We start from the raw sequence: 13,288 nt of genomic DNA, 5'->3' as shown, positions 1-13,288 counted from the left end.
ATGATTAAGGCTGTTTGGCTCTCTGCTTCTCTTCTTTCAGCTTGTGCTCCAGCTCAACCAACTGTTCCGGTGACACGGCGGGATAGCCCTGGGCGTCTTCCGGCACGGTGTGCATGGCGGAGATTGGGATCAGCGGGCCGAGGAAGCGCGGTTCGCGCTTGAGGATGTACAGATCGGTCAGCGCGCCCAGGCGAGCGAAGATCTCGCGGGCGCGCACCGTCATCATGTCTTTCGGCGACGGCACCGCGTAACACTGCGCCTGAATGCCCATGTGCAGGGCGATGAATAGCGCGCGCTCGCAGTGGAAGCGCTGGGTGATGATGATGAAATCGTTGGTGTCGAACACCTTGCGGGTGCGCACGATGGAGTCCAGGGTGCGGAAACCGGCGTAGTCCAGCACGATATCGCTCGGCGCTACGCCGGCGGCGATCAGATCGCGCCGCATGGTCATCGGTTCGTTATAGCTTTGCTGGGCGTTGTCGCCGCTCAGCAGCAGGTATTTCACCTTGCCGCTGTTATAGGCGTTGATCGCCCCCTGAATGCGGTAACGGTAGTACTGGTTGATCACGCCGGTGCGGTAATACTTGGCGGTGCCGAGCACCACGCCGACCTGGCGGTGCGGCAATTCCTGCAGTTCGTCGTAGACGTAAGGCGCGGTTTTCCAACTGATCCAGCGATCGAGCGCAATAGCCGAACCCATCAACACCGCAATGATGATGAACAGGCTGATGATCAGGCGTTTCCACATGTTGTTGCCTTACGCGCGCCGGGCTGAAAAAGATGGATCAAGGCTACTTTACCTGACCGACCGACGCAAGACGCGAACCGCCTGAAGCACGCGCGCCGCCGCATTTTTCGGCGGTTTTGCCGCACAAAAAAGCCCGGCGGAGCCGGGCTGGGTCATTTCAGCTCACCATTCAGAACGAGGTGCGCTTGTAGCTGCGGTACTGCGGCCGCCAGAAGTTGTGCTCGATGGCTTTCGACAGCGCATCTTCGGAGGTGACGATCGCCACGCCCTGCAGCTGGGCGGCTTTACCCACTTCCATGGCGATGCACTTCGACACGCCCTGAATATCGTCGATATTCGGCAGCAGCGCGCCGTGGCCGTCGGTGGCCAGCGGCGAACAGTCCGCCAGCGCGCGGCTGGCGGCCATCAGCATGGCGTCGGTGACGCGAGTGGCGCCGGAGGCCAGCACGCCCAGACCAATTCCCGGGAAGATGTAGGAGTTATTGCACTGGGCGATCGGGTACAGCTGCTCTTTATAGCTTACCGGCGCGAACGGGCTGCCGGTCGCCACCAGGGCGGCGCCGTCGGTCCAGTTGATGATGTCTTCCGGACGGGCTTCCACGCGCGAGGTCGGGTTGGACAGCGGCATCACGATAGGGCGTTCGCAGTGCTTGTGCATCTCGCGGATCAGCTCTTCGGTAAACAGCCCCGGCTGGCCGGACACGCCGATCAGGATGGTCGGCTTGGCGTTGCGCACCACGTCCAGCAGCGAGATGGCGTCGCTGGCGGTTTCCCAACCGGCCAGATTGTCGCTCTTCTGCACCAGCTTGCTCTGGAAGTCGAGCAGGTTCGGCAGTTTGTCGGTCAGCAGGCCGAAACGGTCAACCATGAACACGCGGGCGCGCGCTTCGTCTTCGCTCAACCCTTCGGACTTCATCTGCGCGATGATCTGCTCGGCGATGCCGCAGCCGGCGGAACCGGCGCCGAGGAAGGTGACGGTCTGATCGCGCAGCTGGCTGCCGGCGGCGCGGCTGGCGGCGATCAGGCTGCCGAGGGTGACCGCGGCGGTGCCCTGAATGTCGTCGTTGAAGCAGCAAATCTCGTCGCGGTAGCGGTTCAACAACGGGGTGGCGTTGTTCTGCGCGAAGTCTTCGAACTGCAGCAGGACGTTCGGCCAGCGGCGTTTGACCGCCTGAATAAACTCTTCGACGAAGGCGTGGTACTCCTCGCCGGAGATGCGAGGATGGCGCCAGCCCATGTACAGTGGATCGTTGAGGCGCTGCGGGTTGTTGGTGCCGACGTCCAGCACCACCGGCAGCGTGTAGGCCGGGCTGATGCCGCCGCAGGCGGTGTAAAGCGACAGCTTGCCGATTGGGATGCCCATGCCGCCGATGCCCTGATCGCCCAGGCCTAGAATACGCTCGCCGTCGGTGACCACGATCACCTTAACGTTCTGCTTGGTGGCGTTTTGCAGCATGTCATCGATGCGATCGCGGTTCGGGTAGGAGATGAACAACCCGCGCGCACGGCGATAGATATCGGAGAAGTGTTCGCAGGCCTCGCCGACGGTCGGGGTGTAGATGATCGGCATCATCTCACTCAGGTGCGAGTCCAGCAGACGGTAGAACAGGGTTTCGTTGGTGTCCTGGATGTTGCGCAGGTAGATGTGCTTATCGTTATCGTTCTTGAAATCCTGATACTGACGGTAGGCGCGTTCCACCTGTTCTTCGATGGTCTCCACCGCTTCCGGCAGCAGGCCGTGCAGGTTGAAGTGGCTACGTTCTTCCTCGGTGAAAGCGCTGCCTTTGTTCAGCAGCGGAAATTCCAGCAGAATCGGGCCGGCGTAAGGGATGTAGAGCGGGCGTTTGCTTTCGTATTCTAGTTCCATCAGTTTTACTCTTCACGTATCAGATAACTGTATTGCCGACGATCCTAAAAGATAAAGAGAAGATGTACAGCATTTGTTGCCCGATGATGAACCAGGTTGGCGTAATTATCGACAATCAAATGATTTTTTAACTAAAGAAAGTCTCTCTGGCGGCGTCGGGGCATTGTATTTGGCGGGCGGGGCTGTTAGCGGCGGAACCGGATGGCCCCGCCGTTGTGCGCTTAGAAGGCGGCGCGGCTGACGTTTTGGCAACCCAGCGCCGCCAGGGTGGCGCGGGTGGCGTCCCATTGGCTGAGGATCGCCTCCTGCGGCTCGACCAGTACGGCGCGGCGGATGTTCAGGCAGTCGCCGCCGGAGAGGTTCAGCAGGATCAGCGCGGCCTGCAGCGGCGGCAGGCTCGGGTTAAAAGCGGCGTTTTCCGCATAGCGGCCGGCGTAGAGGCTGCCGTCCTCCGTTTCCAGCGCTACGCCGCTGTGGGCGTTGCTGTACGGAGCATGGCTCTGATTGGCTGCCGCCAGCGCCGCCTGCGTCAGCGCATCGTCCAGCGCCAGTCGGTGGCCGTGATCGACCTTGTCCATCAGCAGCGAAGCGATATCCAGATCTTTCGGGCCGAAGGCGTCCGGCAGATAGTCCGCCAGCGTGGCCGGTGCGCGGCCCGGCAGACGGATCTGCAGTTCGCCGCCGCTGTTCAGTTCATTCATAAACTGGCGGCAATGGCCGCACGGCGTGTAGTTGACGGTGATCGAGGCCAGCGCGGGCTCACCGCGCAACCAGGCATGGGTAACCGCGCACTGTTCCGCATGCACGGTTTGCTGCAGCGGGGCGCCGCTGAATTCCATATTGGCGCCGAAATAGAGGTTGCCGCTTTGCCCGCGCGCGATGGCGCCGACGTGGAAATGCGATATCGGGGTTAACGAGCAGGCCGCCGCCAGCGGCAGCAGCGCGAATGCCAGCGCGTCATCGTCCAACCCGCAGCCTGAGCGGATCGCCGCCGCTTGCTCGGCCGTGAACATCGCCGGAAAGTCGGACGCGTCCAGATAGGGCTGCAGGGCGGATTGCAGTGTCGCGGGCAGTGCGCTGAAAGCGGTGTGAAAACGCGGATGCATAGAAAGTCTCTCTACGGGTTAACGGGATAACATTCTAGGCAGGCCAGAGACATTAAAGTGTGATTAATGTCTCTTAATTAATGAAATTAATGCAATGGAATACATAAATGCGAGATGTATCGCAAGTTTCACCCTGATCAACCGAACAGATGCAGCAGCACCGGAAACACAAACGGCGCCAGCAGCGAGGTGATGATGCCGCAGATGACCAACGCCAGCGAGCCGAAGGCGCCCTCCTGATAGTCCATCTCCGCGCAGCGCGCGGTGCCCAGTGCGTGGGAAGCCGTGCCCATCGCCAGGCCACGCGCCGAGGGGGTGGTGATTTTCAACAGGTTGAACAGCGTGTGGCCGAACACGGCGCCGAGGATGCCGACGAAAATGACGCAAACCGCGCTGATCGCCGGAATGCCGCCGAGCGAGTCCGCGACGGCCATCGCGATCGGCGTAGTGACCGATTTCGGCAAGATAGAGGCGGCGATTTCCGGCGTGGCGCCCAACCACAGGGCGATGGCGCCGCCGCTGATCATGGCGGTCAGGCTGCCGATGAAGCACACCGTGATAATCGACTTCCAGCGTGCGCGGATTTGGTGCAGCTGCTCATAGAGCGGGAAGGCCAGCGCGACGACCGCCGGCTGCAGCAGATCGTTGAGGATTTTGCTGCCCTGAAAGTAGCGCTCATAGGGAATGCCGGTGAGCAGCAGCAGCGGGATGATCACCGCCATGGACACCAGCAGCGGGTTGAGCAGCGGCATATTCAGCTTGCGCGCCAGCCAGCGCGCGCCAAAATAGACCGCCAGCGTCAGCGGCAACGACCACCAGATTTCATGGATCATGGATTGTCCTCCGGGTCGTCGGGCTTGCCGGCGATGCGGCGCTCGCGATGAAAATAGTGTGAGGTATAGCCGACTACCACCAGCACCATCAGCGTGCTGATGAGGCAAGAGATAACCAGCGGGCCCAGATGCGCGACGATCTGGTCGTAATATTTCATCACCCCGACGCCGATCGGCACGAACAGCAGCACCATATAGCGGATCAGCAAATGGCAGCCGGGTTTAACCCATTTGGCTGGCATAATCTGGGTTGAGAGCAGGGCGAACAGCAGCAGCATGCCGATGATGCTGCCGGGAATGGCGAACGGCAGCAGCGCCGCCACCGCGTTGCCGACGAACAGACACAGGTAGATGAGGAGCAGAGCCCTCAGGTATTTCCAGCACAGTGTGAGCACGTTGGCCATTGTCTTTTCCCGTTTAACTGATGTATTCATCATACAATTAAACTGTGAGCCATGCCACAGATCGCACCATGAATTCTCGCTATGGGTGCTATGCCCGAGCGGCGGGTTGACAGCCCGTATTGGCCGCTGCCTGCGGGATCAGCGTACGTCTTCGGCCGCCGCCGTGTGTTCTGCCAGCCGGTGGCCGAGGAAGAAAAACAGCAGGCTGAGCAGGGCGGCGACGATCAGCATCACGAACATCAACGGCGGCGCGGCATAGCTGAGCAGCACCCCGCACAGCACCGGGTTGATGGCGCCGCCCAGCGCGCTGAGGTTTTGTACCCCATAGTAGCTGCCTTTCAGGTGCGGCGGCGCGATAAAGTCGATAAACATGTATTCCACCGGGATAACGATGATTTCGCCGAGGGTAAACACCGCCATCGCCGCCAGCCATAGCCAGACCGCCTGGCCGGCCGCCATGAAACCGAGCAGCCCGACGATGAAAAACAGCGTGCCCAGCACCAGCCAGCGCAGCATGTTTTCCTGGCGCATGCCGCGGCTGAGCAGGTATTGCAGGGCGATGACGATGCTGGCGTTGACGATCATCACCAACCCAATGATTTTGTAGGCGAACTCGGCGCTGGAGACGGTGATCAGGTACTGCGACAGATAGCCGGTGAACTGACCGAACACCACGGCGCCCAGGGTGCTGCCGAGGGTGAAGTAGATAAGCCGCCGATCGCTTCGCAAGATGGTCAGCGTCTGACGGAAGTTGGGGAGCGCGGCCGGTACAGCGGCGGCAGGCGTTGCGCGCTGTTCCCGGCCGCGCAAGCGCAGGCTCAGTGCCGCCACCGTCGCCAGCGCCAATCCGCCCGACAGATAAAACGGCAGCAACGGGCTAAGCCCGGCCACCAGGACGCCGAGCGCAGAGCCGATCGCCCAGCCGACGTTGACCAGCGTGTAGTTGATGGAAAAAGCCTTGATGCGCTGCTCGACCGGCAACCCGTCGGCGAAACAGGCCTTAATGGTGATGCTTAGCACCGAATAACAGGTATGCAAGATGGCCAGCACCACGATCACGCCGCCGGGGCGCGGGATCCAGGGAATGGCGAAAAAGCTCAGCGCAAACAATACAATCGACAGCAGGATCAGGCGGTTTTTGCTGAATTTGTCCACCAGATAGCCGCCGTACAGGCTGGCAAGGATGCCGAGGGTGAGGCTGACGCCCAGAATCACGCCCACGCTCTTCGGCAGCAGATGGAAATGTTCGGTGAGGTAGATGGTGATGAACGGCAGCGTAACGCCGCGGCCGATGGTCAACACCAGCGAACTGGCCAGCAGTACGTTGATCAGCGAGGGGAATCCCTTCATTCGAGGCCTGTTTATGCATACAGTTATTGGGCGATGCAGATAACATAGCGTATTTTGGCGAGGACGGAAGGGGAAAGCCGATAATTAGTTTAAAAACAGAGGCTGCGTCGGCAGCCTCGTCAAAAACAGCATTATTTACCGTGTTCGGCCTGCAGCGTGGCGAACCACGGCTGAACGAAATCGCTGCTGGTGCCCCAGCCGGGGATGATCTTCGCCAGCCCGGCGACGTTGACCGGCCCCGGCTGCGCCAGCAGCAACGCCTGCGGAATGACCGCCGCTTTGAATTGATAGCTGTCCGGCGTGCTTTCCCCGGCAATCTTGTTAGCCACCAGGCGCAGGTTGACCGCGCCGATCAGCTTCGGATCCACCGCCACGCTGACCTGCCATGGGCTGCCGGCTTCGCGCATCAGCTGCAAGTCCTGGTTGGAGATATCGATGCTGTACAGTTTGATTTCGGTGCGGCCGTTCTCTTTCAGCGCCTTGTAAGCACCCTGGGTGAAAGCGTCCCAGGTGCCCCAGATGGCGTCAATCTTGCCTTTCGGGTATTTCGCCAGCACCGCACCCACTTTATTGGCGGTATCGCCCTGCACGTCGGATGAAACCGCGCCAATCGATTCCAGCTCGTGAATGCCCGGATGCTGTTTCAGCAACTGCTGATAGGCGGCCTGGCGGCGCTCCATCGGCGGGAAGCCTGCTACCCAGAGTTTGATGATGTTGGCCTGGCCGTTGAAATCCTTCACCAACTGGCCGAACGAGGCGTTAGCCAGCGAAGCGTCGTCCTGCTGCGAGACGGTGACGCCGGGAACGTGGCCGCCGACGTCGGTATCGAACGCCGCGACGGCGATGCCGGCCGCCGCGATGCGTTTAACCAGGTCGGTGGAATAGGGGGCTCGCCCCTGCGAGAGAATAATACCGTCATATTTCTGGCTGATAGCCTGGTTGACGAAGTCCTGGAAGCGCGCATCGTCGCCGTTGCTGAGGAAGGTGTCCACCTTGAAGCCCAGCTTGCGCCCTTCCTGAATGGCGCCCGCCAAAAATTGCGTGGTGTTGTCGTCGGATCCGAGGTTGCGGATCACCGCGATGCGCACCGGCCCCTGATGTTGAGCGATGGCGGCCGGCACGGCGGCGTTTTCCGCCGCCTGCAGCGGCAGGGCGGCCAGCAGGCTGAGGGCGAGCAGCGAAGTCGTGAGGTTTTTCATTATTATAGGCTCCAAAAAAGCAGGGGAAACGACCCCGGTGAAGAGTGGTTATAGCAATCTTTCTGTCTGGACGTCTATTCGTTGTGTGGGAGCATCATAGCCGGATGCGGCGTGCGAGGGAATCAGGGCGGTTATGACTTTTTCTTACTGTTTATAACGTTGGCGACGGATCAATAAAAAAGGGCCGAGCAAGCTCGACCCTCGATGTTACGCGCTGGCGCGGTTACTTGACCTGCATGCCAGGCTGCGCGCCGCTGTCCGGGCTCAGCAGGAAGATCTCTTTCCCACCGGGGCCTGCCGCCATCACCATGCCTTCTGAAATGCCGAAGCGCATTTTGCGCGGTGCCAGGTTGGCGACCATGATGGTCAGGCGGCCTTCCAGCGCTTTCGGATCCGGGTAAGCGGAGCGGATGCCGGAGAAGATCTGGCGCGATTCACCGCCCAGGTCCAACTGCAGTTTCAGCAGTTTGTCGGAGCCTTCGACAAAGTCGGCGCTCTTGATCAGGGCGATGCGCATGTCCACCTTGGCGAAGTCGTCGAAGGTGATGGTTTCCTGAATGGGATCATCGGCCAATGGACCGGTCACCGGTTTGGCGGCGGCCATGTCTTCCTTCGAGGCGTTGACCATTTCGCTGACCTTGTCCAGATCGATGCGGTTGAACAGCGCTTTGAACGCGTTCACCTGATGGCCCAGCAGCGGTTGCGGGATCGCGTCCCAGCTGAGCTCGGCGTTGAGGAACGCTTCGGCGCGTTCGGTCAGCGAAGGCAGCACCGGCTTCAGGTAAGTCATCAGCACGCGGAACAGGTTAATGCCCATCGAGCAGATGGCCTGCAGATCGGCATCGCGGCCTTCTTCCTTCGCCACCACCCACGGCGCCTGCTCATCCACGTAACGGTTGGCCAGATCGGCCAGCGCCATGATTTCGCGGATCGCGCGGTTGAACTCGCGGCCGGCGTAGGCTTCGGCGATGCTCTGCGCCGCGTCGACGAAGGTCTGGTACAGCGCCGGATCGGCCAGGCTGTCGGCCAGCTTGCCGCCGAAGCGCTTGTTGATAAAGCCGGCGTTGCGTGACGCCAGGTTCACCACCTTGTTGACGATGTCGGCGTTCACGCGCTGCACGAAGTCTTCCAGATTGAGATCGATGTCATCAATGCGTGAAGAGAGCTTGGCGGCGTAGTAATAACGCAGGCAGTCGGCGTCCAGATGCTGCAGGTAGGTGCCGGCCTTGATGAAGGTGCCGCGCGATTTGGACATCTTGGCGCCGTTCACCGTCACGTAGCCGTGCACGAACAGGTTGGTCGGTTTGCGGAAATTGCTGCCTTCCAGCATCGCCGGCCAGAACAGGCTGTGGAAGTAGACGATGTCCTTGCCGATAAAGTGATACAGCTCGGTGGTGGAGTCTTTGCGCCAGAACTCGTCGAAGTCCAGATCGCCGCGCTTGTCGCACAGGTTCTTGAAGGAACCCATGTAGCCGATCGGCGCGTCCAGCCAGACGTAGAAGTATTTGCCCGGCGCATCCGGGATTTCGAAGCCGAAGTAAGGCGCATCGCGGGAGATGTCCCACTGCTGCAGACCGGATTCGAACCACTCCTGCATCTTGTTCGCCACCTGCTCTTGCAGCGCGCCGGAGCGCGTCCACGCCTGCAGCATTTCGCTGAAGGCCGGCAGATCGAAGAAGAAGTGCTCCGAGTCGCGCATCACCGGCGTCGCGCCGGAAACTACGGACTTCGGATCGATCAGTTCCGTCGGGCTGTAGGTGGCGCCGCACACTTCGCAGTTGTCGCCGTACTGATCCGGCGATTTGCATTTAGGGCAGGTGCCCTTCACGAAACGGTCCGGCAGGAACATGCCTTTCTCCGGATCGTACAGCTGAGAAATGGTGCGGTTCTTGATAAAACCGTTTTCTTTCAGGCGGCTGTAAATCAGGGTGGACAGCTCACGGTTTTCATCGCTATGGGTCGAATGGTAGTTGTCATAGCTGATGCCAAAGCCGGCGAAATCCTGTTGGTGCTCCTGGCTCATCTCCGCGATCATTTCTTCCGGTTTCACACCCAGTTGCTGCGCTTTCAGCATGATCGGCGTGCCGTGCGCGTCGTCCGCGCAGATGAAATGCACTTCGTGGCCGCGCATTCGTTGGTAACGCACCCAGATATCCGCCTGGATGTGCTCGAGCATGTGGCCGAGATGGATGGAACCATTTGCGTACGGTAGCGCGCACGTCACCAATAATTTTTTCGCGACTTGAGCCATAGTGAGAACTTGCTTTCTGTAATGAATAAAAGGGCCTTCGATGTTAACCGATCGCGCCCTTCGCTGCTAGGGCGGTTTCTTACAGGTTATACGCGCCAGCTACCGGGCAGTTCTGATATGCTTAGCCGGAAGCGACTCATTCAAAATCAAGGAGCCGGGATGAACGCAAAATCCCCTGAGCAGACCAACCCCGAAGTTCTGCGCGCCCTGGTGACCGGTGTACTGGCCGCCTTTGAACACCCGACGTTGAAAAACAACCTGACCGCGCTGAAGGCTATTCATCACTGCGCATTATTGGACGACGTACTGCATATCGAACTGACGATGCCGTTTGCCTGGCAGAGCGGTTTTGAAGCGCTGCAGGCGAGCGTCGGCCCTGAGCTGTTGCGCGTGACCGGCGCCGCCGCCATCGACTGGAAGCTGAAACACGATATCACGACGCTGAAACGCGCCAACGGCCAAGCCGGGATCAAAGGCGTGCGCAACATCATCGCCGTCAGCTCTGGCAAAGGCGGGGTGGGGAAATCCAGCACCGCCGTCAACCTGGCGCTGGCGCTGGCCGCCGAAGGCGCCAAGGTCGGCATTCTGGACGCCGACATTTACGGCCCGTCGATCCCCAATATGCTGGGCACCGAACATGAGCGGCCGACTTCGCCGGACGGGCAGCACATGGCGCCGATCATGGCGCACGGCCTGGCGACCAACTCCATCGGTTATCTGGTGACCGACGACAACGCCATGGTGTGGCGCGGCCCGATGGCCAGCAAGGCGCTGATGCAGCTGCTGCAGGATACGCTATGGCCGGATCTGGATTATCTGGTGCTGGACATGCCGCCGGGCACCGGCGACATTCAGCTGACGCTGTCGCAGAACATTCCGGTGACCGGCGCGCTGGTGGTCACCACGCCGCAGGATATCGCCCTGCTGGATGCCGCCAAGGGCATCGTGATGTTCGAGAAAGTGCATGTGCCGGTGCTGGGCATCGTCGAAAACATGAGCGTGCACATTTGCAGCCACTGCGGCCACCATGAGCCGATCTTTGGTACCGGCGGCGCCGAGAAGCTGGTGCAGAAATATAACAGCCGTCTGCTGGGGCAGATGCCGCTGCACATCTCGCTGCGCGAAGATCTGGATCGCGGTACGCCGACGGTGATCAGCCGCCCGGAGAGCGAATTCGCCGACATGTATCGTCAACTGGCCGGCCGCGTGGCCGCGCAGATGTATTGGCAGGGTGAAGCGATCCCGACGGAGATTGCCTTCCGCGCGCTGTAATCTGCCTATGGCGATGAAAAACCCGGCTTAAGCGCCGGGTTTTTTTATGGGATGCGGGTAGGGTTGTGCAAATCTGCCCGGGTATAAGGGCGTTCGATCTGCGCCAGCGTTTTGGCGATATGTTCCAGCAATCCCTGGGTGGGGGCCGGCTGCCGCTGTCCCATCAGCGCCAACGGCAAGGCCAGCGCGATGGCCAAATGCGACCAGGCAAGCTGTGGTCGCGCTTTCCCTCGCTGCAGCCATAGAAACAGCGCGCTGGCCAGGTAGCCTAACATTAGCCCGCTGATGACCTCGGATACCGAATGCACGCGGATTTCCAGGCGCGACACGCCGATGGTGAAAGGCAATATCCATCCGGTCACCAGCGCGATGCTGCGCACCGGGTGGGAAAATCGACCGGTTAAAGCCCAAAGCAGCGGCGGCCAGATGCTGGCCGCGAGGGCCGAATGGCCGCTGAATCCGGTGAAATCATAACTTGCGCTACCAATGCCCCAGCCCATAAAGGCCAACTTGGACAGGCAGACCAGTCCGCCGGTGAAACCGAAAATCAGCGCCCATTGCCAACCTGCAACGCGGGTGGCGGGCGATGCGAGCAGCAATAAAAACAGAATCAGCGCGCAGGGCAGCAGCAGCATGCTGTCGCCGAAAAAAGTCAAAAAATACCAATCCAGCACATCATTCTCCGATGAAAGACTACGGGGTCCCTAAGTCAGCGCAGGAGTGTAACCTGTTGCGGGGCATTGCCCTAGCCGTGAGATTCTTAAAATGCCGCGTGCCCGTGGCGTGGCAGCCCGAATTCACCCGCCGCCGCGCAATATACAGTGGCGCAATCCCCGGCGACTCCCTATAATTGTCGCGTTTTAGTTCCCCCCTTCACACTATGAAATCAGGTCTTTAATTTTATGACTGACAATCCGCATCAGTGCGTCATTATTGGTATAGCTGGCGCATCTGCCTCCGGAAAAAGCCTTATCGCCAGCACGTTGTACCGCGAACTCCGCGAGCAAGTCGGTGATGAGCACATCGGCGTTATTCCAGAAGACAGTTACTATAAAGACCAGACTCACCTGACCATGGAAGAACGGGTCAAAACCAACTATGACCACCCGAGCGCCATGGATCATAACCTGCTGTTCCAGCATCTGCAGATGTTGAAGGCCGGTAAGGCGATCGAGCTGCCGCTGTATAGCTACACCGAACACACGCGCAAGAAAGAAACCGTCCACCTGGAACCTAAAAAAGTGATCATTCTGGAAGGGATCTTGCTGCTGACGGATATCCGTTTGCGCCAGGAGATGAACTTCTCGATCTTCGTCGACACGCCGCTGGATATCTGCCTGATGCGCCGTATGAAGCGCGACGTCAACGAGCGCGGTCGCTCGATGGATTCGGTGATGGCGCAATACCAGAAGACCGTGCGCCCGATGTTCCTGCAGTTTATCGAACCTTCCAAACAATACGCCGATATCATCGTTCCGCGCGGCGGCAAAAACCGCATCGCGATCGATATTCTGAAAGCCAAAATCAGCCAATTCTTTGAATAATGCCGCTTAATGGCCGGAAATGCGCATTTCCGGCCGACGGCCAACTATTTGCACCCCGGCGTAGACCTTTCGCCCGTTGTGTGGCAATTTTTGTTTAGTTACGCGTTTTGATGGAGAAGAAAGACATGAGACTGTGCGACCGCGATATAGAAGCCTGGCTGGATAGCGAGAAACTGGTGATTTCGCCGCGCCCGCCGCTCGAACGCATCAACGGGGCCACAGTAGATGTCCGTTTGGGCAATCAGTTCCGCGTGTTCCGCGGCCATACCGCGCCGTTTATCGATCTCAGCGGGCCGAAAGATGAAGTCAGCGCCGCGCTGGATCGCGTGATGAGCGACGAGATTGTCCTGCCGGAAGGCGAGGCGTTCTTCCTTCATCCCGGCGAACTGGCTCTGGCGGTGACGTTCGAATCCGTGACGCTGCCGAACGATCTCGTGGGTTGGCTCGACGGCCGTTCTTCTCTGGCGCGTCTGGGGCTGATGGTGCACGTGACCGCGCACCGTATCGATCCGGGCTGGCACGGGCGCATCGTGCTGGAGTTTTACAACTCCGGCAAGCTGCCGCTGGCGCTGCGGCCGGGGATGCTGATTGGCGCCTTGAGCTTTGAGCCGTTGTCCGGCCCGGCGGCCCGGCCATATAACAGCCGGCAGGACGCAAAATATCGCGATCAGCAGGGCGCAGTAGCCAGTCGAATCGACAAGGACTAACGGCGCG

The 13,288-nt window shown here is 60.0% G+C and carries 12 protein-coding genes; 3 read left to right on the top strand and 9 right to left on the bottom strand.

The window, feature by feature from the left end:
• Positions 1-4: 4 nt before the first annotated feature.
• From sanA to metG, 8 genes are all read right to left on the bottom strand, one after another.
• Complete coding sequence (sanA, locus tag ACJ8KE_RS10280; RefSeq protein ID WP_016928448.1) at positions 5-748, bottom strand: outer membrane permeability protein SanA; 744 nt, start codon at positions 746-748, stop codon at positions 5-7.
• A gap of 169 nt (positions 749-917) precedes the next feature.
• Positions 918-2,615, bottom strand: a complete 1,698-nt coding sequence (locus tag ACJ8KE_RS10275; protein ID WP_004938945.1) for an NAD-dependent malic enzyme — start codon at positions 2,613-2,615, stop codon at positions 918-920.
• A gap of 221 nt (positions 2,616-2,836) precedes the next feature.
• A complete protein-coding gene (cdd, locus tag ACJ8KE_RS10270; protein WP_016928447.1) occupies positions 2,837-3,721 on the bottom strand; it encodes a cytidine deaminase in 885 nt (294 codons plus the stop codon).
• Between the two features lie 137 nt (positions 3,722-3,858).
• Entirely contained in the window at positions 3,859-4,554 is a 696-nt protein-coding gene (locus ACJ8KE_RS10265; protein WP_016928446.1) for a CidB/LrgB family autolysis modulator, read from the bottom strand.
• Positions 4,551-4,958, bottom strand: coding sequence for a CidA/LrgA family protein (locus ACJ8KE_RS10260; protein WP_049299822.1), 408 nt, complete (start codon positions 4,956-4,958; stop codon positions 4,551-4,553). Before ACJ8KE_RS10260 ends, ACJ8KE_RS10265 begins: the two co-directional genes overlap by 4 nt.
• Positions 4,959-5,096: 138 nt before the next feature.
• Positions 5,097-6,308, bottom strand: coding sequence for an MFS transporter (locus ACJ8KE_RS10255; RefSeq protein ID WP_016928444.1), 1,212 nt, complete (start codon positions 6,306-6,308; stop codon positions 5,097-5,099).
• A gap of 131 nt (positions 6,309-6,439) precedes the next feature.
• A complete protein-coding gene (locus ACJ8KE_RS10250; RefSeq protein WP_016928443.1) occupies positions 6,440-7,507 on the bottom strand; it encodes a sugar ABC transporter substrate-binding protein in 1,068 nt (355 codons plus the stop codon).
• Positions 7,508-7,730: 223 nt separating this feature from the next.
• Positions 7,731-9,758: a methionine--tRNA ligase gene (gene metG, locus ACJ8KE_RS10245; RefSeq protein ID WP_028127949.1), complete on the bottom strand. Its 2,028-nt coding sequence runs from the start codon at positions 9,756-9,758 to the stop codon at positions 7,731-7,733.
• Between the two features lie 159 nt (positions 9,759-9,917).
• Between metG and apbC the strand changes: the two genes are divergently transcribed.
• Positions 9,918-11,030, top strand: a complete 1,113-nt coding sequence (apbC, locus tag ACJ8KE_RS10240) for an iron-sulfur cluster carrier protein ApbC (protein ID WP_016928441.1) — start codon at positions 9,918-9,920, stop codon at positions 11,028-11,030.
• Positions 11,031-11,074: 44 nt separating this feature from the next.
• Here the strand turns inward: apbC and ACJ8KE_RS10235 are convergent, their stop codons facing one another.
• The gene (locus ACJ8KE_RS10235; RefSeq protein WP_016928440.1) at positions 11,075-11,704 is read right to left on the bottom strand and encodes a phosphatase PAP2 family protein; all 630 of its coding nucleotides are present in this window, start codon (positions 11,702-11,704) and stop codon (positions 11,075-11,077) included.
• A 228-nt stretch (positions 11,705-11,932) separates the two neighbouring features.
• On the opposite strand from ACJ8KE_RS10235, the gene udk reads away from it, so the two are divergent.
• Both udk and dcd read left to right on the top strand, forming a co-directional pair.
• Positions 11,933-12,574 carry a uridine kinase gene (udk, locus tag ACJ8KE_RS10230; RefSeq protein WP_004938922.1) on the top strand — a complete coding sequence of 214 codons (642 nt, stop codon included), beginning with the start codon at positions 11,933-11,935 and terminating at the stop codon, positions 12,572-12,574.
• Positions 12,575-12,699: 125 nt separating this feature from the next.
• Entirely contained in the window at positions 12,700-13,281 is a 582-nt protein-coding gene (gene dcd, locus ACJ8KE_RS10225) for a dCTP deaminase (protein WP_004938917.1), read from the top strand.
• The last annotated feature ends 7 nt before the right edge of the window (positions 13,282-13,288 follow it).

Source organism: Serratia sp. CY56464 (assembly GCF_052168435.1).
GTDB lineage: Bacteria > Pseudomonadota > Gammaproteobacteria > Enterobacterales > Enterobacteriaceae > Serratia > Serratia marcescens.
The sequence above is the reverse complement of the archived record's forward strand: the minus strand, read 5'-3'. Positions and strand labels throughout refer to the sequence as shown.

What these genes read in the sequence shown, in the direction of transcription:
- ACJ8KE_RS10260 (WP_049299822.1), bottom strand. Translation starts at nt 4,958, where the DNA reads ATGGCCAACGTGCTCACACTGTGCTGGAAATACCTGAGGGCTCTGCTC.
- metG (WP_028127949.1), bottom strand. Translation starts at nt 9,758, where the DNA reads ATGGCTCAAGTCGCGAAAAAATTATTGGTGACGTGCGCGCTACCGTAC.
- ACJ8KE_RS10275 (WP_004938945.1), bottom strand. Translation starts at nt 2,615, where the DNA reads ATGGAACTAGAATACGAAAGCAAACGCCCGCTCTACATCCCTTACGCC.
- ACJ8KE_RS10250 (WP_016928443.1), bottom strand. Translation starts at nt 7,507, where the DNA reads ATGAAAAACCTCACGACTTCGCTGCTCGCCCTCAGCCTGCTGGCCGCC.
- apbC (WP_016928441.1), top strand. Translation starts at nt 9,918, where the DNA reads ATGAACGCAAAATCCCCTGAGCAGACCAACCCCGAAGTTCTGCGCGCC.
- sanA (WP_016928448.1), bottom strand. Translation starts at nt 748, where the DNA reads ATGTGGAAACGCCTGATCATCAGCCTGTTCATCATCATTGCGGTGTTG.
- cdd (WP_016928447.1), bottom strand. Translation starts at nt 3,721, where the DNA reads ATGCATCCGCGTTTTCACACCGCTTTCAGCGCACTGCCCGCGACACTG.
- ACJ8KE_RS10265 (WP_016928446.1), bottom strand. Translation starts at nt 4,554, where the DNA reads ATGATCCATGAAATCTGGTGGTCGTTGCCGCTGACGCTGGCGGTCTAT.
- udk (WP_004938922.1), top strand. Translation starts at nt 11,933, where the DNA reads ATGACTGACAATCCGCATCAGTGCGTCATTATTGGTATAGCTGGCGCA.
- dcd (WP_004938917.1), top strand. Translation starts at nt 12,700, where the DNA reads ATGAGACTGTGCGACCGCGATATAGAAGCCTGGCTGGATAGCGAGAAA.
- ACJ8KE_RS10255 (WP_016928444.1), bottom strand. Translation starts at nt 6,308, where the DNA reads ATGAAGGGATTCCCCTCGCTGATCAACGTACTGCTGGCCAGTTCGCTG.